Origin of the sequence: Rhizobium sp. WW_1, from assembly GCF_003610155.1 — a bacterium.
Classification (GTDB): domain Bacteria; phylum Pseudomonadota; class Alphaproteobacteria; order Rhizobiales; family Rhizobiaceae; genus Rhizobium; species Rhizobium tropici_A.
On record NZ_RAIN01000001.1, the window covers coordinates 891,273 to 911,182 of the forward strand.

The 19,910-nt window shown below is 61.2% G+C and carries 17 protein-coding genes; 6 read left to right on the forward strand and 11 right to left on the reverse strand.

Annotation, left to right across the window (positions count from 1 at the left end):
• Window positions 1-55 precede the first annotated feature (55 nt).
• The 5 genes from zwf to BJ928_RS04230 all read left to right on the forward strand — a co-directional run bounded on the left by zwf (window position 56) and on the right by BJ928_RS04230 (window position 6,490).
• A complete protein-coding gene (zwf, locus tag BJ928_RS04210; RefSeq protein ID WP_047628009.1) occupies window positions 56-1,531 on the forward strand; it encodes a glucose-6-phosphate dehydrogenase in 1,476 nt (491 codons plus the stop codon).
• A gap of 14 nt (window positions 1,532-1,545) precedes the next feature.
• Window positions 1,546-2,244 (forward strand): 6-phosphogluconolactonase, encoded by a 699-nt coding sequence (gene pgl, locus BJ928_RS04215; RefSeq protein WP_047628010.1) that lies wholly within the window; start codon window positions 1,546-1,548, stop codon window positions 2,242-2,244.
• A gap of 166 nt (window positions 2,245-2,410) precedes the next feature.
• Window positions 2,411-4,234 (forward strand): phosphogluconate dehydratase, encoded by a 1,824-nt coding sequence (gene edd / locus BJ928_RS04220; protein WP_047628011.1) that lies wholly within the window; start codon window positions 2,411-2,413, stop codon window positions 4,232-4,234.
• Between the two features lie 79 nt (window positions 4,235-4,313).
• Window positions 4,314-5,684, forward strand: a complete 1,371-nt coding sequence (locus BJ928_RS04225) for a metallophosphoesterase (protein WP_047628013.1) — start codon at window positions 4,314-4,316, stop codon at window positions 5,682-5,684.
• A 176-nt stretch (window positions 5,685-5,860) separates the two neighbouring features.
• On the forward strand, window positions 5,861-6,490 hold the full coding sequence (locus BJ928_RS04230; protein ID WP_052227474.1) for a hypothetical protein: 630 nt from the start codon (window positions 5,861-5,863) through the stop codon (window positions 6,488-6,490).
• A gap of 62 nt (window positions 6,491-6,552) precedes the next feature.
• On the opposite strand, the gene BJ928_RS04235 is transcribed toward BJ928_RS04230, so the two are convergent.
• The 6 genes from BJ928_RS04235 to BJ928_RS04260 form a co-directional block, all read right to left on the reverse strand.
• A complete protein-coding gene (locus tag BJ928_RS04235; RefSeq protein ID WP_047628795.1) occupies window positions 6,553-6,906 on the reverse strand; it encodes a hypothetical protein in 354 nt (117 codons plus the stop codon).
• A 190-nt stretch (window positions 6,907-7,096) separates the two neighbouring features.
• Window positions 7,097-8,185, reverse strand: a complete 1,089-nt coding sequence (gene ugpC / locus BJ928_RS04240) for a sn-glycerol-3-phosphate ABC transporter ATP-binding protein UgpC (protein ID WP_047628014.1) — start codon at window positions 8,183-8,185, stop codon at window positions 7,097-7,099.
• A gap of 22 nt (window positions 8,186-8,207) precedes the next feature.
• Window positions 8,208-9,860, reverse strand: a complete 1,653-nt coding sequence (locus tag BJ928_RS04245) for an alpha-glucosidase (RefSeq protein WP_047628016.1) — start codon at window positions 9,858-9,860, stop codon at window positions 8,208-8,210.
• Between the two features lie 36 nt (window positions 9,861-9,896).
• Window positions 9,897-11,051, reverse strand: coding sequence for a carbohydrate ABC transporter permease (locus BJ928_RS04250; RefSeq protein ID WP_047628017.1), 1,155 nt, complete (start codon window positions 11,049-11,051; stop codon window positions 9,897-9,899).
• 1 nt (window position 11,052) lies between these two features.
• On the reverse strand, window positions 11,053-12,069 hold the full coding sequence (locus BJ928_RS04255; protein ID WP_047628019.1) for a sugar ABC transporter permease: 1,017 nt from the start codon (window positions 12,067-12,069) through the stop codon (window positions 11,053-11,055).
• Window positions 12,070-12,194: 125 nt separating this feature from the next.
• Complete coding sequence (locus BJ928_RS04260; protein WP_047628796.1) at window positions 12,195-13,556, reverse strand: ABC transporter substrate-binding protein; 1,362 nt, start codon at window positions 13,554-13,556, stop codon at window positions 12,195-12,197.
• Between the two features lie 310 nt (window positions 13,557-13,866).
• Here BJ928_RS04260 and BJ928_RS04265 point away from each other — a divergent pair, with 310 nt between their 5' ends.
• The gene (locus BJ928_RS04265) at window positions 13,867-14,895 is read left to right on the forward strand and encodes a substrate-binding domain-containing protein (protein ID WP_047628797.1); all 1,029 of its coding nucleotides are present in this window, start codon (window positions 13,867-13,869) and stop codon (window positions 14,893-14,895) included.
• Here BJ928_RS04265 and BJ928_RS04270 read toward each other — a convergent pair.
• From BJ928_RS04270 to BJ928_RS04290, 5 genes are all read right to left on the reverse strand, one after another.
• A complete protein-coding gene (locus BJ928_RS04270) occupies window positions 14,892-15,791 on the reverse strand; it encodes a bifunctional methylenetetrahydrofolate dehydrogenase/methenyltetrahydrofolate cyclohydrolase (RefSeq protein WP_120296429.1) in 900 nt (299 codons plus the stop codon). The genes BJ928_RS04265 and BJ928_RS04270 overlap by 4 nt on opposite strands.
• A gap of 117 nt (window positions 15,792-15,908) precedes the next feature.
• A complete protein-coding gene (locus tag BJ928_RS04275; RefSeq protein WP_047628022.1) occupies window positions 15,909-17,840 on the reverse strand; it encodes a succinoglycan biosynthesis transport protein in 1,932 nt (643 codons plus the stop codon).
• Window positions 17,841-17,939: 99 nt separating this feature from the next.
• The gene (locus BJ928_RS04280) at window positions 17,940-18,779 is read right to left on the reverse strand and encodes a WecB/TagA/CpsF family glycosyltransferase (protein ID WP_047628024.1); all 840 of its coding nucleotides are present in this window, start codon (window positions 18,777-18,779) and stop codon (window positions 17,940-17,942) included.
• A gap of 233 nt (window positions 18,780-19,012) precedes the next feature.
• Entirely contained in the window at window positions 19,013-19,540 is a 528-nt protein-coding gene (locus tag BJ928_RS04285; RefSeq protein WP_047628026.1) for a hypothetical protein, read from the reverse strand.
• Complete coding sequence (locus BJ928_RS04290) at window positions 19,537-19,905, reverse strand: hypothetical protein (protein WP_047628028.1); 369 nt, start codon at window positions 19,903-19,905, stop codon at window positions 19,537-19,539. Before BJ928_RS04290 ends, BJ928_RS04285 begins: the two co-directional genes overlap by 4 nt.
• Between the last annotated feature and the right edge of the window lie 5 nt (window positions 19,906-19,910).

Sequence of the window (19,910 nt, forward strand, 5' to 3'; positions counted from 1 at the left end):
TTTAAATCGATTAGATTAAAAGGGGCCTCAACCAAGACCGATTGAGAGATAGCTCATGAGCAGCCAAATCATTCCCGTTGAACCATTTGATTATGTCGTTTTCGGCGGCAGCGGCGACCTTGCCGAGCGCAAGCTCCTGCCCGCTCTTTACCATCGTCAGGTCGAAGGCCAGTTTTCCGAGCCGACGCGCGTCATCGGCGCTTCGCGCAGCGCGCTTTCCAACGAAGAATATCGCAAGTTCGCCGACGCCGCCCTCAAGGAACACCTGAAGAAGGGCGAATATGACGAAGCCGAAGTCAAGAAGTTCCTGGCTCGCTTGTTCTACGTGCCGGTCGATGCGCGCAGCGATGCCGGCTGGGATCAGCTGAAGAAGCTTCTGGACGAAGGCAAGGAGCGCGTGCGCGCCTTCTATCTCGCGGTTGCTCCGGGCATCTTCGGCGACATCTCGCAGAAGATCCACGAACACAAGCTCATCACCAAGCAGACCCGCATCGTCGTCGAAAAGCCGATCGGCCGCGACCTCGCCTCGGCGCTGCAGCTGAACGACACGATCGGCAAGGTCTTCAAGGAAGAGCAGATCTTCCGCATCGACCACTATCTCGGCAAGGAAACCGTGCAGAACCTGATGGCGCTGCGCTTTGCCAACGCGCTCTACGAGCCGCTGTGGAACGCCAACCATATCGACCACGTGCAGATCACGGTCGCTGAATCGGTCGGCCTCGAAGGCCGCGCCGGTTACTACGATACTGCCGGCGCGCTGCGCGACATGGTGCAGAACCATATCCTGCAGCTGCTTTGCCTGACCGCGATGGAAATCCCATCCTCGATGGATTCCGAAGCCGTTCGCGACGAGAAGCTGAAGGTCCTGCGCGCGCTGAAGCCGATCGACGCTTCCAACGTCGAGCAGGCAACCGTTCGCGGCCAGTACCGCGCCGGTGCTTCGGCGGGCGGCCCGGTCAAGGGCTATCTCGATGAGCTGGAAGGCGGCGTTTCCAACACCGAGACCTTCGTCGCCATCAAGGCCGAGATCGGCAACTGGCGCTGGGCCGGCGTTCCCTTCTACATCCGTACCGGCAAGCGTCTTGCCGGCCGCGTGTCGGAGATCGTCATCACCTTCAAGCCGATCCCGCACAACATCTTCGATCAGGCTGCCGGCCGCATCGTCGCCAACCAGCTCATCATCCGCCTGCAGCCAGACGAAGGCGTCAAGCAGTCGCTGATGATCAAGGACCCCGGTCCGGGCGGCATGCGCCTGCGCAACGTCTCGCTCGACATGAGCTTCGCGTCGGCCTTCAACGTCCGCAATCCGGACGCTTACGAGCGTCTGCTGATGGACGTTATCCGCTCTAACCAGACGCTGTTCATGCGCCGCGACGAAGTGGAAGCCGCATGGGAATGGGTAGATCCGATCCTCAAGGGTTGGGAAGCAACCGGGCAGCAGGTGCAGGGCTATACTGCCGGCACATGGGGTCCGAGCCAGGCTATCGCGCTCATCGAACGTGACGGCCGCACCTGGCACGACGACATCTAATCAGGACAACGACGATGACAGCCAACATGCATGCTTTTGCCAATGGTGCCGAACTCGCGGGCAAGCTCGCGGACAAGGTGGCCGAGACCCTCTCGGCCGCTGTCGCCGCGCGCGGCTCCGCAAGCATCGCGGTCTCCGGCGGCTCGACGCCGAAGGCTTTCTTCCAGGCGCTGTCATCGCGCTCGATCGACTGGGGCAAGGTAACGATCACCCTCGTCGACGAACGGTTCGTGCCGGCGGACAATCCGCGCTCGAACCACCTGCTCGTTCAGGAAAACCTGCTGAAGGACAAGGCGGCTGCCGCCAACTTCCTTCCGCTCTATCAGGCTGCTGCCACCGTCGAGGAGGCAGCAGTCATCGCCACGGAAGAGACCAAGGCTGTCGGCCATCCCTTCGACGTCGTCATCCTCGGCATGGGCAATGATGGCCACACAGCTTCCTTCTTTCCGGGCGGCAGCAACCTCAAGACCGCACTCGATCCGAATACCCCGCGCGGCATCATCACGATGGAAGCCGACGGTGCCGGTGAGCCGCGGCTGACATTCACCTTCTCCAGTCTTCAGGATGCCCGATTGCTGGTGCTCCATATCGAGGGAGAAGCGAAGAAGGACGTTTTGGCCAAGGCCGAAGCGTCGGGTGAAGAAACCGAGATGCCGATCCGCGCCATGCTGCGCCGGGCGGCTTCCCCGGTCGAAATTTATTGGGCTCCGTGACACGGCCTTAGGCCCGTCATCGAACCTTGAATGACACAGCAACCTATGCTGCGCCATGTGCCCTTGCGGGCGCAGCGGCAAAGCATTGACTTTTGGACCCCGCGCCACGCCCTCTACCGAAACAGATCTTCGGGCATTGCGCAAAACAGACGGAGGCAGATCGACCATGGCCGCTGACGCCCGCATTTCCAGGATCACCGCACGCATCGTCGAGCGCTCGAAGCCGACGCGCGAACGCTATCTGGACCGCCTGCGCAATGCAGCAACCAAAGGCGCGCAACGCTCCGTGCTCGGCTGCGCCAATCTTGCACATGGCTTTGCCATCTGTTCCCCCTCCGAGAAGGATGCACTGGCGGGAGACCAGGTGCCCAATCTCGGGATCATCACCTCCTATAACGACATGCTTTCGGCGCATCAGCCCTTCGAGACCTATCCCGCGATCATCCGCCAGGCGGCCGCCGAAGCGGGTGGGATCGCGCAGGTTGCCGGCGGCGTGCCGGCCATGTGCGATGGCGTCACGCAGGGGCAGCCGGGCATGGAGCTCTCGCTCTTCTCGCGCGACCTGATCGCCATGTCGGCGGCCGTCGGTCTGTCGCACAACATGTTCGATGCGGCCGTCTTCCTCGGCGTCTGCGATAAGATCGTCCCCGGCCTCGTCATCGCCGCCCTCTCCTTTGGCCATCTGCCCGCCGTCTTCATTCCGGCCGGACCGATGACCTCGGGCCTGCCGAACGACGAGAAGTCGCGCGTGCGGCAGCTCTATGCCGAAGGCAAGGTCGGCCGCTCCGAACTGCTCGAAGCGGAATCGAAGTCCTATCACGGCCCCGGCACCTGCACCTTCTACGGCACGGCCAATTCGAACCAGATGCTGATGGAGATCATGGGCTTCCACATGCCGGGTGCCTCCTTCGTCAATCCCGGCACGCCGCTGCGCGAAGCGCTGACCCGCGAGGCGACCAAGCGTGCGCTTGCGATCACCGCCATGGGCAACGAGTTCACGCCCGCCGGCGAGATGATCGACGAGCGCTCGATCGTCAACGGCGTCGTCGGCCTGCACGCCACCGGCGGCTCGACCAACCACACGATGCACATCGTCGCCATGGCGCGCGCGGCCGGCATCGTGCTCACCTGGCAGGATATTTCCGAGCTGTCCGACATCATCCCGCTGCTTGCTCGCGTCTATCCGAACGGGCTCGCCGATGTGAACCATTTCCATGCTGCCGGCGGCATGGGCTTCCTCATCAAGGAACTGTTGAAGAAGGGGCTGCTGCACGACGACGTGCGCACCGTCTACGGCCAGGGCCTCAGCGGCTACTCCATCGACGTCAAGCTTGGCGCCGATGGCAATGTCGTGCGTGAGCCTGCCCCGGACAAGAGCCATGACCCGAAGGTGCTGGCCAGCATCGAGACCCCCTTCCAGGGCAGTGGCGGCCTGAAGATGCTCCGCGGCAATATCGGCAAGGCTGTTATCAAGATCTCCGCCGTTAAGCCTGAGCGCCATATCGTCGAAGCGCCGGCCGTGATCTTCCACGACCAGCTGGAAATGCAGCAGGCTTTCAAGGACGGCAAGCTGAACCGCGATTTCGTTGCCGTCGTCCGCTTCCAGGGACCGAAGGCCAACGGCATGCCGGAGCTGCACAAGCTGACGCCGGCGCTCGGCGTGTTGCAGGATCGCGGCTTCCGCGTGGCACTTCTGACCGATGGGCGCATGTCGGGCGCGTCGGGCAAGGTTCCGGCCGCCATCCATGTGACGCCGGAAGCCGTCGACGGCGGCCCGATCGCCCGCATCCAGGAAGGCGACATCATTCGCATCGACGCCATCGCCGGCACGCTGGAAGTGCTTGTTGATGCCGCCGACATGGCCGAGCGCGAGCCCGTGGTCGTCGATCTCTCCGAGAACGAGTTCGGCATGGGCCGCGAGCTCTTCGCGCCCTTCCGCCATGCCGCAGGGCCGGCGGATCAGGGTGCGAGCGTGCTGTTCCGCCACTAAGGTTGTTGCGTCACAGGACTGACAACGGAATTGACTAATCCCTTGGGCATAGCATGCAATTCCCGGGGGATTAAAATTCATGTTCAAGTCATTGCTCGGACGCCGTCAGGCTTTGAAACTTCTCGCCGGCACGGCCGTCCTGCCGGCTCTGCTTTCGGCTACGCCCGTTGCTGCCGCGCAAAAGCCTCTTCGCGCCTTTATCCTGTCGGATCTGCATTCGGCTTACGAGCGCATGGGGCAGTTGCTGGCGACGATCGAAAGCCAGATCGCGGCCAAGGACGGCCCGTATCTGATTCTGTTGAACGGTGACTTGTTCGAGTCAGGCAATGTCGTGGCCACGCGGTCGGGCGGCGAGATCGACTGGGCCTTTCTTGCAGCGCTCGCCAAGCTGGCGCCGACTGTCGTCAATATCGGTAATCATGAGCCCGATCTCGACAATGATCTCGCCAATTTCGTCACGCGAGCCCGCGGGCTTGGCGTCACCGTGCTCAGCAACATCGTCGACAAGCGCGCCGGCGCGCCCTACACGCAGGCCTCCGCCCATCTGACGCTCAACGGCCAGTCGATCACCATCGCCGGCTTTGCGACGGATGCGGTCAAGACCTACCCCAAGGCGACGCGCGACATGCTCGACATTCCGCAGCCGGTGGAATGGGCCAAGAAGAACCTGCCGGGCATTCTCGGCAAGGACAGCATCAACATCGTGCTCAGCCATGCCGGTGTGGTTGCGGATCGCGATATCCTGCCGATCCTCCCCGACGGCACGCTCATCGTCGGCGGGCACGATCATCTGAACCTCACTCATGAACAGGGCGCCACGCGCTACGTTCACACAGGTTCCTGGTCGACGGCGATTACGGTTGCGACCCTTGCCGCGCCCGGCACGGCAGCGATGCTTCAGCGCATCGAGATCGATTCGACCGGCGCTCCTTCTGCCGCGCTGAAGGATCTCATTCCGGCCGTCCTTGCCCGCCATCTGACGGATGAGGATCGCGCCATCGTCGGCAAGAACGGCAAGACGATGCCGGTGGATGAAGTCGGGCGCTTCGTGGCCGATTTGATGGCCAGGAAGGTGAAAGCGGATGTCGGCTTCGTCGGCCACACCTCGTTCGGCGCGGGCCTGCCTCAAGGCGAAGTCAGCCGCTATAGCTTCAATTCCTCAGTGCGGTTCGACGGCAAGCTTATGCGAACGGAAGTCGACGCCGCTGTACTTGCGGCCATTCTTGCCCGCTGTAATCAGGAAGGCGACATACCGCTTGCGGCGCGCACCGGCGACTATCTCCATGCCGCACCCGTCGATCAGCCCAAGAAGGAGCGCTATACGCTCGTCTGCAACGATTGGTCGGCCATCAATCAGAAGAGCTATTTCGGCCGCGAGGATCTGGTGTTCTCGGAAGTGGCCGATGCAAAGCTGAAGCAGGTGGTTCTCGACACGTTAGCTGCTGGATAGCCCCTGCTCGCAAGTGTTTCTCATCAACCCTGAGCGCGATTCCGCTGTGAATGGAGCCATTGAAACACTCCCTCACGGCGGAAGTTGCCAGTCTGCCACTAGTGGAAAATTTGCCGCGAAACCTCGACTCTCAGTTGAGATTCTGTTTCACTCCAGGCGGGAAATTGGGGACCATCATGAAATTAAAGATCGCATCTGCGCTCGTCTTGAGCGCATTCCTTACTGCGTGCCAATACAAGGCCGAACCGCTGCCCGTCGCGACCTATAACGTCTATTCGTCATACGACGGCAAGCTGCCCGGAAAATATCTCCTCTACGTTGATGCGGCCAAACTGGACAGGGCGATAAAGCCTTCCGATTTCAACTGTGCGGCGCATACTTTCCCGCTCAACGTGTCGACAAGCTTCGCAAGCTCCGTCCGGCAGACATTTGCCAATCTGGTGACCGAATTGGAGGTCGTTCAGCAACCGGTCGGTCGAGATCAGCTGAAGGCCCGGGGCGCTCGCGGCATGATCATCGTCCGCGGCGAGGAGCTGAACGGGCGTCTGCGCGTGGTTCCCGGATTCTGGTCTGCGGGGATGGAGACCGAGGTGGAAATGGCCGCTTCAATTACGGTCGACGGTGTTAACGGCCGTCTTCTCGGGGCCACGGTCTCCGGAAACGGCAATGGCCAAACCGATGCAGGGTTTGCCTGCGAAGGCGGAGCCAAATCCCTCGTCGACTCTGCAGAGCACGCCCTCAAGGAGACGCTCGGCCGACTGGGCGAAGCGCTGACGAACTCCGAGCGTGTCCGCAAGGGGATTTAGACAATATCGATGCAGAAAGGCCCGCGCGGTTTCAATCGCGCGGGCCTTTCTGTTTTTGCCTGCTAAGCCCTGATATCCAGCACGCGGTTCTTGTGAGCCGGATGCGTGCTGTAGACGAAGATCTTGTTCAGTTCCTTCTCCGTGAGGAGACGCAGGAAACGGACCTCGACCGTGTTGTTGGAGAAGACCTTCATCAGCACGCAACCGACCTTGGTGATGCGGGCGTCGGGGATATCCAGATAGAATTGCTTCGGCAGATTATACTGGGTGAGGATCGCGAGAACCGCGCTGCTCTGCGAGATACGGATGATATCGCAGCGGCGGGACGCAAGGTTCATCACGCCTTTTTCGGTGTATTCGAGGCGCGCCGCGTTCATCGTATCTTCCATGCGGAACCGCACTTCGCGGTCATACATGAAGGATTCTTCTTTGTTGAGGAAATGCTGACCCGAATTAGCTCTGCCGAACGCGGCCATCTTAGTAGACCCCTGGGGTATATTATGATGGGAGACTAACAGCGGGTCTTTAACAGAAGGTTTGAACGCGCCGGCCCAGGATGAATTTTGTCATTCATCTTTGCTTGAGCCGGCGCCGTCCCGTAAGCGACTACTTGCGATAGGAATGACCGCTGGCATCGAAGAGATGCAGCTTCTGCCGGTCCGCGGCAAAGCGCATCTTCTCGCCACGATGGATATCGGCAATACCGGGAATCTTGACGATGATCGGCTCACCGTCGACAAGACCTTCGATGTAGAGCTGCGTGACTTCGCCGAGCGCTTCGACGATAGAAACCTCGCCTTCGAAGAGATAATCGTCGCCGCTCGCAAGGCGCAGGTCTTCCGGACGCACGCCGAAGCTCGCCGTCTTGCCCTTCTCGGAAGCCTCGGTGGGCATGTCCAGCGTCACGGACTTGCCGCCGGTCAGCGTCACGGTCGTCGTGGCACCGGTCGCGGTGATCGTTGCGGGGATGATGTTCATGGCTGGCGAGCCGATGAACTTGGCGACGAAGAGATAGGCCGGGCGCTCGTAGAGTTCGAGGGGAGCACCGACCTGCTCGACGCGGCCGGCCGACAACACCACGATGCGGTCGGCGAGCGTCATCGCTTCCACCTGGTCGTGGGTCACGTAGATCATCGTCGTCTCGGGCATGGAGTCGCTGAGCTTGGCAATCTCGATGCGGGTCGCAACGCGCAAAGCAGCATCGAGGTTCGAGAGCGGCTCGTCGAACAGGAAGACCTTCGGGTTGCGGCAGATGGCACGGCCGATGGCGACGCGCTGGCGCTGACCGCCCGAGAGCGCCTTCGGCAGGCGTTCGAGATACTGAGTGAGCTGCAGGCTGGCGGCCGCCGCACGCACCCTGCGGTCGATTTCCTGCTTGTTTTCCCCGGCGATGCGCATGCCGAAGGCCATGTTGTCGTAGACGGTCATGTGCGGATAGAGCGCATAGGACTGAAAGACCATGGCGATGCCGCGCCGGGACGGCGGGACCTCGTTCACCTTCTGCCCGGCAATCATCATATCGCCGGCGGTGATGCTTTCCAGCCCGGCAATCATCCGGAGCAAGGTGGACTTGCCGCAGCCGGAGGGGCCGACGAAGACGATGAACTCGCCCTCGTTGATCTCCAGATCGATGCCGTGCAGCACGTGCACGCTGCCGTAGGATTTCTTGATATCCTTCAGAACAAGTCCCGTCATGATGCTCCCTCCTCCCAAAGGCTCAGGCAAGACGCGCGAAATAAGCGCCCCAGGCCGGAATGTCGATTTTGTTGCCGTAGTTGTTGCTGGTAAAGCCATGCCCCGTCAATGCCTGCCAGTTGCCTTCCGGCAAGGTTGCCATGGCTTCCACAGGGCTCATGTTGAAGGCGCAGAGAATCGTTTCGCCGGCGTAGGTACGGGTGTAGATCAGCACGTCACCCTGCGGTTCCGAAAAAGCGATCTCGCCCTTGGCGAAGGCCGGATGCTGCTTGCGGAAGGCGAGGAAGCGGCGGTACTGCTCCAGCACTGAATTTTCATCGCCCTGCTGGACGCTGACGGCACGCAGGATGTGCTCGACCGGCACCGGCAGCCAGGGCTTGACGGTGGAGAAGCCGCCCTGTGCGACCTGGCTGTCCCAGACCATCGGCGTGCGGCAACCGTCGCGGCCCTTGAACTCCGGCCAGAACTGGATGCCGTAGGGGTCCTGCAGATCCTGATAGGCAAGATCGGCCTCCGTGAGCGCGAGCTCTTCGCCCTGATAGAGGCAGACCGAACCGCGCAGGGTGAGCAGCAGCGCCGCGTAAAGCTTGGCGAAGGCATCCCGGTCGGCGACCAGATTGCCCCAGCGGCTGACATGGCGCACGACGTCATGGTTGGAGAAGGCCCAGCAGGCCCAGCCTTCCGGGGCTGCCGCGTCGAAGTCGTTCATCACTTCTTCGACACGCTCCGGCGAGAGCGCATCCGGCGCCAGGAACTCAAAGGCGTAGCACATGTGCATCTTGTCGCCGCCCGACGTGTATTCGCCGACGATTTCGAGGCCGCGCTGGCTGTCGCCGACTTCGCCGACGGCGGCGATTGCCGGATACTCGTCGAGCACGGCACGGAAGCGCTTGAGAAATGCCAGGTTCTCGGGACGGTTCTTGTCGTAGAGATGCTCCTGGAAATTATAGGGATTGACCGCCGGCGCGGTGGAGGCGTTGCGGCGCGAAGGTTCCAGCGCCGGGTTGTCGCGCAGTTCCTTGTCGTGGAAGTAGAAGTTGATGGTGTCGAGGCGGAAGCCGTCGACGCCACGGTCGAGCCAGAAGCGCACGACATCGAGCAGCCGGTCCTGCACCTCCGGATTGTGCAGGTTCATATCCGGCTGCGAGGTCAGGAAATTGTGCATGTAATATTGCATGCGGGTCGGGTCCCACGCCCAGGCCGAACCGCCGAAGATCGACAGCCAGTTGTTGGGCGGCGTGCCATCCGGCTTCGCATCGACCCAGACATACCAATCGGCCTTGGGATTGTCCTTGCTCGAGCGGCTTTCGACGAACCAGGGATGACGGTCCGAACTATGCGACAGCACCAGATCGATCATCACCTTGATGCCGAGACGATGGGCTTCCGCGACCATGGCATCGAAATCGGCGAGCGAACCGAAGATTGGATCGACGTCCTCATAATTGGAGACGTCATAGCCGAAATCGCGCATGGGCGAGGTGAAGAACGGCGAAACCCAGATGGCATCGACGCCAAGCGCCGCGACATGCGGCAGGCGGACGGCGATGCCCTTGAGATCGCCGATGCCGTCGCCATTGGAATCCTGATAGGAGCGCGGATAGATCTGATAGATCACGGCGCCGCGCCACCAATCCTTGTCAACTTCCGATGCCGGGTGAGGAGCAATGCTCATGCTGAATGGGTCCTGTCTGAACGATATGATCTTGGCTTAGCCCCCCTTCACCGACCCGGCAAGCAGACCGCGCACGAGATAGCGCTGCAGACCGAAGAAGACGAGGAGCGGAATGATGATGGTGACGAAGGCCGATGCCGTCAGGATTTCCCAGTTGCCGCCACGCGAGCCGAGCAGCGCGTTCAAGGCAGCCGTCAGGACCAGGTGATCCTTGTCGGTGCCGAGAAACACCATCGCGATCAACAGGTCGTTCCAAACCCAGAGGAACTGGAAGATCGCAAAGGAGGCAAGCGCCGGGAAGGACAGCGGCAGGATGATCTTGACGAAGATATCGAAATCGCTGGCGCCGTCGACGCGGGCGGATTCGATGATCTCCTTCGGCAGGCCGGCGATGTAGTTGCGCAGGAGATAGATGGCGAGCGGCAGACCGAAGGCCGTGTGCGCCATCCAGATGCCGGGATAGGTTTTCGACGGCACGCCGAAGATCTGACCGATCTCGTTATAGATGCGCAGAAGCGGGATCAGCGACATCTGCAGCGGCACGACGATCAGGCCGACGACGAGCGCGATCAGGATCGCGCGGCCGGGGAACTCCATCCAGGCGAGCGCGTAAGCGGCAAAGGCGGCGATCAGGATCGGGATGACAGTCGCGGGGATCGTCACCGTCAGCGAATTGATGAAGGACTGGCCGATACCCTCGCCGCCGAGCACGTTGCGATAGTTGTCGAGCGTGAATTGCGGCGGCGTGGCAACGGTGAGATAGACGCGCCGGGCACGCGCATCGGCTTCGAAGGCGCCGTTCTTCTGATAGCGGTAGCTGCCATCGGAATTGATCGTCAGCGTCTCGCCGTTCTCGAGTTCCGCCGGCGAGCCAGCCTTGTAAGCCGCAGGCTCCTGCACGCGCAGGCCGAAGGACTGGATCGTGCCGCCGCCCTCAATGGCGAGCGTGCCCGAAATCACGAAATTCGCGCCATCGGGCTTGGCTTTGTCGGGACCATCGAGGCGGGCGGCCGTCGTGCGCGAGGAGCCGGCAAAGGACGTCCACCAGCCGGAAGCGACGATCTGATCCTTGTCGCGCAGCGCGGTCACGAAGATACCGAGTGTCGGCAGCAGCCAGAGCAGCACGATCAGGAGTACCGCGGCATGAACGAAGATGCGGGCGGGGCCGATGCGACCGAGATTTCCAATCATGTCAGCGCCCCTTCGTTTCTGCGTTTGCACGGCGGATGTTCCAGATCATGATCGGTGTGACCGCGACCATGATGACGAGCGCGATGACGGCGCTGCGGCCGCTGTCGCCGCCGCCGCGGAACATCCAGTTGAACATCAGATTGGCGAGAACCATCGTGTTCCACTGGCCGTTGGTCATGGTGAGCACGATGTCGAAAACCTTGAGGACGAGGATGGTGATGGTGGTCCAGACCGTGGCGATCGTGCCCCAGACCTGTGGCACCATGATCTTCCAGAAGATCTGCCAGCCATTGGCACCGTCGATGACGGCCGCTTCGATGGTTTCCTCGGGAATGCCGCGCAGGGCCGCCGACAGGATGACCATGGCAAAGCCGGTCTGAATCCAGATCAGCATGACCATCAGGAAGAAGTTGTTCCAGAAGGGAATGGTGATCCAGACTTCCGGCGTACCGCCGAACAGCTGAACGACGGCGTTCAGAAGGCCGATCTGCGCATCCGTGCCGCCGCGATATTCATAAATGAACTTCCAGATGACCGATGCTCCGACGAAGGAGATCGCCATAGGCATGAAGATGACGGCCTTGGCGATATTCCCCCACCAGATGCGGTCGGTCATGACGGCAATCACGAGGCCGAAGAAGGTGCACGCTGCCGGTACGACGGCGAGCCAAAGGATGTTGTTGAAGATCGACTGGCGGAATTCGGTGTCGCTGAGCGCCCAGAGATAGTTGGCGCCGCCAACGAATTTGCTGCCATCCGGCCCGTAGAAGGACAGGATGAAGGTCGCCACGACGGGATAGACGAGATAGACGACGAGCAGGAACAGCGCCGGGCCGAGGAACAGCCACGGGCGAACGAGACCACGGCGCCGAAGATTGACGGCGGCCTGATGGACGTCATCGCCCTCTCGTGCCGGGAAAATCAAATCCAAAAGCTTGTTGGAGAACCAGAAATAAGCGGCGCAAATGGCAACGCCGAATATCATGGCGCCAATCGCCGATACGATCTGCGAAAACATCCATTCCCTCCCCGAATTTAGCTGCTTGAAGCCGTCAGTCCGACATCGGTCGCGCGCAAGGGCGTGCCGTCATATGCTTGAAGGCGCCGCCGGCGATTTGCCGGCGGCGCTTGGGCCACTATGTCTTACTTGATGGCGTCCCAGGACTTCTGGATCTGATCGGCAACATCCTGTGCGGACTTGCCGCCGACGAAGTCCACCATGCCGGTCCAGAACGAACCCGAGCCGATCTTGCCCGGCATCATGTCGGAACCGTCGAAGCGGAAGGTCGTGGCGGAGGTGAGAAGCTCGCCTTCCTTGCGCAGCGTGTCGTTGGCGTAGGCTGCGGTATTGACGCCCTTGTAAGGCGTCAGGAAGCCGGACTGCGCCATCCAGACTTCCTGGGCGATCGGCGTCTGCAGGAACTGGATGAAGGCGCGGGCGGCCTTGGAGTCCTTGGTGATGGTCGCCAGCGTACCTGCACCTTCGACCGGCTTGCCGAGTTCAGGATGCGAGGCGAAGGGCGGGAAGTAGAAGAAGTCGGCATCCTGGCCGAGCTTGGTGCCTTCCGGGAAGAAGGACGGGATGAAGGATGCCTGCTTGTGCATGTAGCACTTCGGCGGAACCGAGAAGAGACCCTTCGGGCTGTCGCGGAAGTCGGTCGAGGCAACCGCCGCGACGCCGCCGGCGACATATTTCGGGTTCTTGGCGAACTTGCCGAACTCTTCGATCGCGGCAACGACCTTCGGATCGTTGAACTTCAGGGTATTGTCGACCCAGTGATCGTAATCCTGCGGCGTGTTCAGGCGCAGCATCAGGTCTTCGACCCAGTCCGTTGCGGGCCAGCCGGTGGCGCCACCCGAGCCGAGGCCGATGCACCAGGGCGTGCCGCCATCCTTGACGATCTGATCGGAAAGCTTGACCAGATCTTCCATGGTCGTCGGGACCTTGTAGCCGGCTTCCTCGAAGTTTTCAGGAACATACCAGACCAGCGACTTCAGGTCGGCCTTGTAGGGGAAGGCATAAAAGGCATCCTTGCCGTCCTTGCCCTTGTAGGTGCCGTAGCCGGCCCAGCTGTCGCCGGCGCCGTAGTTCGTCTTGACCCAGTTCGCCAGATCGTCGCCGAGCGGCGTCAGGTAGCCCTTGCTGGCGAGGTTGGCGAGAAGGCCCGGCTGCGGCAGGATAGCGACGTTCGGCGGCGAACCGGCCTGCGTGTCGATCACGATCTGCTGCTCGTAGTTTTCCGAGGACGAATATTTGGCGGTCACGCCGGTCGCTTCGGTGAAATAGTTGAGGACGCTGGTGAAAAGAGCCTCGTCCTCGCCGCGCCAGGGACCGAAGATGGTCAGCGTCTCGCCCTTCAGGTCGGCGTGCGCGGCCTTGAAGTCGTCATAGCTCTTCCAGTTGAACTTGGAGTCCTGACCGGGCTGGAACTTCAGATCCGCGGCCATAGCCGCACCCGTCGCTAGAGCGACGGCAGCAACAGTCATCAAAAGCAATTTTTTCATGCGGTTGTCCTCCCAAATAACGAAACCCATGAGCCCAAACACAGTTTTGTGCTGCGCGCTCCATTCCTCAAAGCGCTTTGGCTACATCTCTCATCCATTGAGAGCAGCATAAAGTCAAGCGATTTTCAGATTCCACTAAATATTCACAGCATTTCTCGCATTGCAGCATAAAATGCGCGTCAATATTTTGCTATTTAACTTGTCTCCCGCGCTTCTCCTGCTACATATTTGAAAGCGCTTTGAAAGCCTGAGACTTTTCGGGAGGTTGTCTCAACATCTTAGCGGCCTGCAGCTGGAGGAGCCAAAATTCGTGAATCTGAAACAGCTATCGCAATTGCTCGGGCTGTCGCAGACGACAGTCAGCCGAGCATTGAACGGATATCCCGAGGTTAATCGCGAGACGCGCGAGCGTGTTCTCAAAGCGGTTCGGGAAACCGGCTATCGACCCAACAAGGCGGCGCAGAGGCTCGCGACCGGCAAGGCCGGCTCGATCGGACTGGTCATGCCGACATCGTCAGCCAATTCCTCCGACGCGCATTTCAGCGAGTTCCTGACCGGGCTCGGCGAAGAAGCCCTGCGGCACGATTTTCATTTCGTTCTGACACCAGCCGACCCGAACGACGAGGTCGGCGCCTTGCGGCGGCTCGCGGCCAGCGGCAATGTCGATGCGCTCTTCGTCAATTACATGCGCGGCAACGACCCTCGGCTGGAGATGCTGAAGTCGCTGTCCATGCCCTTCCTCGTGCATGGGCGCTCGATCGGCTCCGAACCCGATTATCCTTTCCTCGACATCGACAACGAGGCCGCCTTCTACGACGCCACGAAGCTACTGCTGCAGCTCGGACATCGGCGCTTCGCCCTGCTGAACGGCCCGATCTACCTCGATTTCGCCATCCGCCGGAAGAACGGCATGGATGCGGCCCTTGCCGAGCGTGGCCTGGCGCTTGACGAGGCCTGCATCAGTCATACGCCGATGACCGACGAACAAGGCCTCTTTGCCATGGAGCGCATCCTGCAGATGGAGAAAGGCAAGCGCCCGACGGCGGTGCTCTGCTCCAGTACCGTGCTGGCGCTCGGCGCCGTACGCGCCATCAACCAGGCAAAGCTCAGGCTCGGCGAGGATATCTCGATGATCGCGCACGACGACGTGCTGACCTTGCTCAAACCGGAAAACTTCACCGTGCCACTGACGACCACGCGCTCGTCGCTGCGAGCGGCAGGCGTGCGCATCGCCGAACGGCTGATCGGGGAAATCAAGCACACTGAGACATTTCCGGCCCAGGAATTGTGGAAGGCGGAATTGATCGTGCGCGCCTCGACCGGCGTCGCGCCGGCCTAAAACTTCGGCGGCTTTCTGCCGGCGGCACGATGAGCTGCGATGACGGTATTGGCCATCAGCATGGCGATCGTCATCGGCCCGACACCGCCCGGAACCGGCGTAATGGCTGCGGCAACGTCAGAGGCCTCCGCGTAGGCGACATCGCCCACCAGACGGCTCTTGCCCTCACCCCGCTCCGGCGCATCGATCCGGTTGACACCGACATCGATGACCGTCGCACCCGGCTTCACCCAATCTGCCTTCACCATCTCCGGACGGCCGACGGCCGCCACCAGAATATCGGCGCCCTTGGCGACAGAGGCCAGATCCTTCGTCCGTGAATGCGCCGTCGTGACCGTCGCATTGGCGTTGAGTAGCAATTGCGCCATCGGCTTGCCGAACAGGTTGGAGCGGCCAATGACCACGGCATTCAGGCCCGACAGGTCTTCGCCGTGAATCGAGCGTACCAGCAGCATGGCGCCGGCCGGCGTGCAGGAGATCAGCCCGGTCTCGAGATCGCCGGTCGCAAGCTTGCCGGCATTGACCACATGCAGGCCGTCGACATCCTTCTCCGGCCTGATCGACTGGATGATCGGCTCGGAATTCAGATGCTTCGGCAGCGGCAGCTGCACGAGAATGCCGTGGATCGAGGCGTCCTCATTCAGCGACTGCACGAGCCTTGCCAATTCACCTTGAGTCGTCTCGGCCGACAGCGTGTGCTGGATGGAGTTGAAGCCGCATTCCTTGGCCATGCGGCCCTTGGCGCCGACATAGGTGTGGCTGGCCGGATCGTCGCCGACGATGACGACCGCAAGCCCGGTCTTCACGCCGGTCTCGGCCTCAAGCCCTGCCGCCGCAACCTTCACAGCCTCGATTACCGAAGTTGCAGCCTTCTTTCCGTCGATCACTGTCGTCACGCTCGTCTCCCGATCATGAATTCGGTGGCAATCTACAGGCCATCAGCCCGAGAGAATTGCCTGCAAACGTCCTATCGTGTCTGAAAGCGGTAATTGCAAGGGAAAACGATGAGGCGTTCAGCCGCGGTCCGAATGGCGGCGTACCGCATAGGTTTCGACCTTGGCGCGCAGGACCGCAAGCTCCTGCTGGATGCGAGCCCACTCATCCGCAACCTCGAGCTCACCGACATCGTCGGGAACCGGAACAGGCGACGGTCCGGATGCAATCTCAGGCAATGACGGCATCGCCGTGCGATCGTGGTCATGCGAAACGAAAGCTGCCGGCATCATCTCTTCGTCAATCAAGCTGCTTTCGGCACCCCCGGCACCGGCGAACCATTTGCGCAGAAATACGGCGCAAAGTGCCAGGCCGAGTCCCGCCAGGAAGCCGGCACCCTGACTGCTCGCGAGGTGATCGTCGAGCGGCGCGGCGGATGCCACGGCCTGAGATAGCACCGTCAGCGGGGGCCTGACTTCGGGAACCGTCATGGCGGCGCTCTGCTGGTCGGCATCGTAACGGCTCTGCCCAGCGGCAACGGCATCCTGCAGTTGCGTGAGGCGACCGAGATCGATCTCGCTCTGAGCCTGACCGGCGGCAGTCATCTGCACCGAGAGAGCCGTCTGCTTTTCGACAGCCGCCTTCACCTCGGCTTCGGTGCTGACGGTCAGCCGCTGCAGCTGGCCACGCATGTTCGCGGCGAGATCATCAACCGTAGCCTGCTGCGCGAGCAGACGAGGATGGCGAGGCCCGAGCTGCACGGAAAGCTGCGTAAGCTGCGATTTGGCGGCATTGTAGCGGCTGCGCAGATCGTCAAGCCCAGGTGACGAAAGATCTCCCGACAATGCGCCGCTCATCACGGACGCAGGCGTCGCCGATTTGACTGCTGCGAGGCGCGCCTTGGCGGTACTCACCGCGAGATCGGCTGCCTTTATCTGGACATCCAGCTGCTGACGCTGCTGCTGCAGTGCTAGCGCAGCCGCGATCTTGTCTTCGCCATAACGCGCCTTGAACTCGGCAAGCGCGGCGGAGGCGCGGTCGAGTTCCTTGCGACTGCGATCGACAGGCGTTTCGACCGCCAGTGACGTGCCGGCCGTCTTCGCAACAGCGGCATCATAGAGGATGGCAATAGCCAGGCGATTGGCGATATCGGCCGACCTGGCGGGATCGCTCGAGGTCACGATCAGGCGCAGCAAACCGGTCTGCCCGTCGATATCGACCGCGATGCCTTTGCGCAACGCCGTCTGCGCGCGTGAAGGCGCATCCGATGCATTGCCACTGCCGGAGAGGAGATCGACGGCAACGCCGAGAGCACCGGAGCGGCTGCCGGTAAAGTCCGGATCGCGATCGAGCTTCATTCGCGCAACAACGTCTGACAATACGGACGGGGCGACGGCGCGCTTTGCGGCAACATCCAACAGCGCCTGGCGCCCGCTGCCCTGACCTTCCGCATGCAAGACCGCCTGGGACACATAAAGCGGCGGCGGGGCGAGCAAGGTGGGGATGACCGCTCCCGTCAACGCGGTTGCCGCAACGAAGCAGAGCGCAGGAAGGCCGAGAGACCAGCGGCCAGTGTTCGACACATGCCCGGAGACGGCCGGCGTGACGGATTGCCGGGGCGGCTCCGTTACTCCTTCCAGCAGGTCGGGCACGAATTCCAGCAGATCCGGCACGGGTTCCGATGTCGGCTCATGTGCCTGTTGGTATTCCGGACGACGTGAGGGCCTGATGTCCTCGACCTCGCCCGGCGCGATTGGAGCCTGGCGCGCGGTTGCGGCCATGCGGCCTCTCTCGCCGGACAGCGGATAGGGATCACCATTCAACCTTCTGCGCAGGATCTCGCGCAGTTCGGCATCGCGTGGGTCGTCGGAATTCGCGGCCCGCAGATCGGCGATGCCATCCAGGTCGTCATCTTCGCCATAGGAGGACACATGCCGGCCGGATCGCCGCGAAACTTCTGAGAGTTCCGCATCGTCGGGGTGGAATCCGGTCCTGGCTTTGCTTTCAAACATAGCGGGCTATCTCGCGCACACGGTCGAAGACCAATGCAAATGGTTAACCCACTCTAAAATTTCATGCCAAAGAAAGAGTTAACGCGAGGCCCGCAAATACTAACTTGCTAATTTATTCGGCGGTGCGATGCGCCGCTGCGGCAGCGGATGAGGCTCCGCGCGAAGGACCCGCTCCTTGCGGCCGAACTGATGCCTGGCAACCTGATAGAGGAATAGCGGTATGCCGAGCACGTAGCGCCGCCAGAGCCGGCTCGGTTCGAGCACCAGGCGGAACAGCCACTCGCTGCGTAACGCCCGCACCAGCCTCGGGGCCCGCGGCACCGTCTCGGAAACGAAATCGAACAGGGCGCCGACGGTCAGGACGAGGCGCGCATGTTGCGGCCCGACATGCTCGGCGACCCATTTTTCCTGCAGCGGCGTGCCCATGCCGACGATCAGCATGTCGATCTTCTGGCGGCCGATTTCCGCCGTCACGGCATTGCTTCTTGCCGGATCGAAGAAGCCATCCGATACGACAACAAACTGATGCCACGGTGCATGCTGACGGAATTTCTCGGCCGCCTTTTCGACAACGGAACGCTTGCCACCCAAGAGACCGATCCGCCTCGGCCTCTCCATGAATGTCAGCAGCGCCGGCACGAAATCCGTGCCGTTCAGATTGGCGGGGAAAGGCTCGCCATGGGCGACGCGAGAGGCAATATCGAGGCCGACGCCATCGGGAAGAACCAGATTGCGCTCAAGGACGTCGCGGTAGCCGTCATCGCGCAGCATGACAAGCATGTTGTGAGCATTGACGAAGGAGATCGAGGTCTGTCCGACCGGCAGGGAAGCCAGCTCGTTGACGAAGGTCAGCGCATCATCCCAATCAAGATCGCACACCGGCAGATCGAAGATCATGCGGCGTGACGCGACGACAGCAAAATCGGCTACCTGGTTCAATCCCACAACCTCCTGTCCGGCATCGCAAATGCGCCTGATGCCGGTGACGACAGAACTATGTCTCTTCACTATCGATAAGCATGGCGACAATGAGACATTGCTGGGAAGTATTTATAGCAAGACAAATCCAACTTTCCGTTAGGAAGGAAGGTTGGATTTGCTGAAAGCCATCAGGAATTTGTTAAGCATGCCTGAAGATGGGGGTCATGCTCGCGCCGGCAGCCGGGGCAATATTACTCGACCGGCACTTTGTCCTTGGCCGCATCCTGCACGATCTTGACGGGCTTGACCGTTCTCTTGCCGACGCTTTCTCCGCCGTGGGTCTCTTCCTTGGAGAGATAGTCGAGCTGTTCGATCAGCACGTCCGCGACATAATCGCCGCCAAGCCGCTCATTCATCCGCTTCTTCAGGTCGCTGCGGAAGGCCGCAACGTCGAAGTTCTGCGTGTGGGCGATATCGATCGCCTTATTGCCAACCAGCAGTGAAAAGAGCTCGTCGGTCGTCAGCTCCGGCAGCGGAATCTGAAGTGCGCTCGCTTTGCCCTTCTCCATCATGAAGGAGATGCGCGTCAGGAAATAGCCGGTCACCTGGCCGTTGGCGATGACGGGAACGTTGATCGATTCGCCCTTGACCAGCTCCTGCTGCGCCTTCTTGGCGTCGTCAGGACTGATCGCGGGCGCCGTCGCCACCTGCACCGAAAAATAGACCGAAGCCAACGTTACGGCGCAGACCCACAGGCCGGTGATAACGAGCTTGATCATCCGGCCTCACGGACGCGGAATTGCTCCTGAGAATAGGTGCCATCCGCATCGGCGTTCTGAACGGCATCCTTCAGAATCTCGGCAACGGCGCGCACGGCCTCGAGATGAGCCTCGACGCGGCGGGCGTTCAAAACCAGCTTCTTCTTCAGATCATGAAGCTGCTCGATATGAGCGGCGGCGAGATCGGCCGGATCGGTATCGCGAAACAGCATCGACAGTTCATAGAGGCAACGGCTCTTGTGCGCGTTCGATACCTTGAGATCGAATTCCGGGTCGGAGCCGATCCGGTTGTTTTCATTGTCGATGATCATCTCCAGACGGCCAAGGACAGACTTGATCCGATAGTCCTGCGACATCATTTCCATGTTTG

What these genes read in the sequence shown, in the direction of transcription:
- BJ928_RS04255 (WP_047628019.1), bottom strand. Translation starts at nt 12,069, where the DNA reads ATGTTTTCGCAGATCGTATCGGCGATTGGCGCCATGATATTCGGCGTT.
- BJ928_RS04260 (WP_047628796.1), bottom strand. Translation starts at nt 13,556, where the DNA reads ATGAAAAAATTGCTTTTGATGACTGTTGCTGCCGTCGCTCTAGCGACG.
- BJ928_RS04275 (WP_047628022.1), bottom strand. Translation starts at nt 17,840, where the DNA reads ATGTTTGAAAGCAAAGCCAGGACCGGATTCCACCCCGACGATGCGGAA.
- BJ928_RS04225 (WP_047628013.1), top strand. Translation starts at nt 4,314, where the DNA reads ATGTTCAAGTCATTGCTCGGACGCCGTCAGGCTTTGAAACTTCTCGCC.
- BJ928_RS04230 (WP_052227474.1), top strand. Translation starts at nt 5,861, where the DNA reads ATGAAATTAAAGATCGCATCTGCGCTCGTCTTGAGCGCATTCCTTACT.
- BJ928_RS04235 (WP_047628795.1), bottom strand. Translation starts at nt 6,906, where the DNA reads ATGTATGACCGCGAAGTGCGGTTCCGCATGGAAGATACGATGAACGCG.
- edd (WP_047628011.1), top strand. Translation starts at nt 2,411, where the DNA reads ATGGCCGCTGACGCCCGCATTTCCAGGATCACCGCACGCATCGTCGAG.
- BJ928_RS04245 (WP_047628016.1), bottom strand. Translation starts at nt 9,860, where the DNA reads ATGAGCATTGCTCCTCACCCGGCATCGGAAGTTGACAAGGATTGGTGG.
- pgl (WP_047628010.1), top strand. Translation starts at nt 1,546, where the DNA reads ATGACAGCCAACATGCATGCTTTTGCCAATGGTGCCGAACTCGCGGGC.
- BJ928_RS04285 (WP_047628026.1), bottom strand. Translation starts at nt 19,540, where the DNA reads ATGATCAAGCTCGTTATCACCGGCCTGTGGGTCTGCGCCGTAACGTTG.
- BJ928_RS04290 (WP_047628028.1), bottom strand. Translation starts at nt 19,905, where the DNA reads ATGGAAATGATGTCGCAGGACTATCGGATCAAGTCTGTCCTTGGCCGT.
- BJ928_RS04250 (WP_047628017.1), bottom strand. Translation starts at nt 11,051, where the DNA reads ATGATTGGAAATCTCGGTCGCATCGGCCCCGCCCGCATCTTCGTTCAT.
- ugpC (WP_047628014.1), bottom strand. Translation starts at nt 8,185, where the DNA reads ATGACGGGACTTGTTCTGAAGGATATCAAGAAATCCTACGGCAGCGTG.
- zwf (WP_047628009.1), top strand. Translation starts at nt 56, where the DNA reads ATGAGCAGCCAAATCATTCCCGTTGAACCATTTGATTATGTCGTTTTC.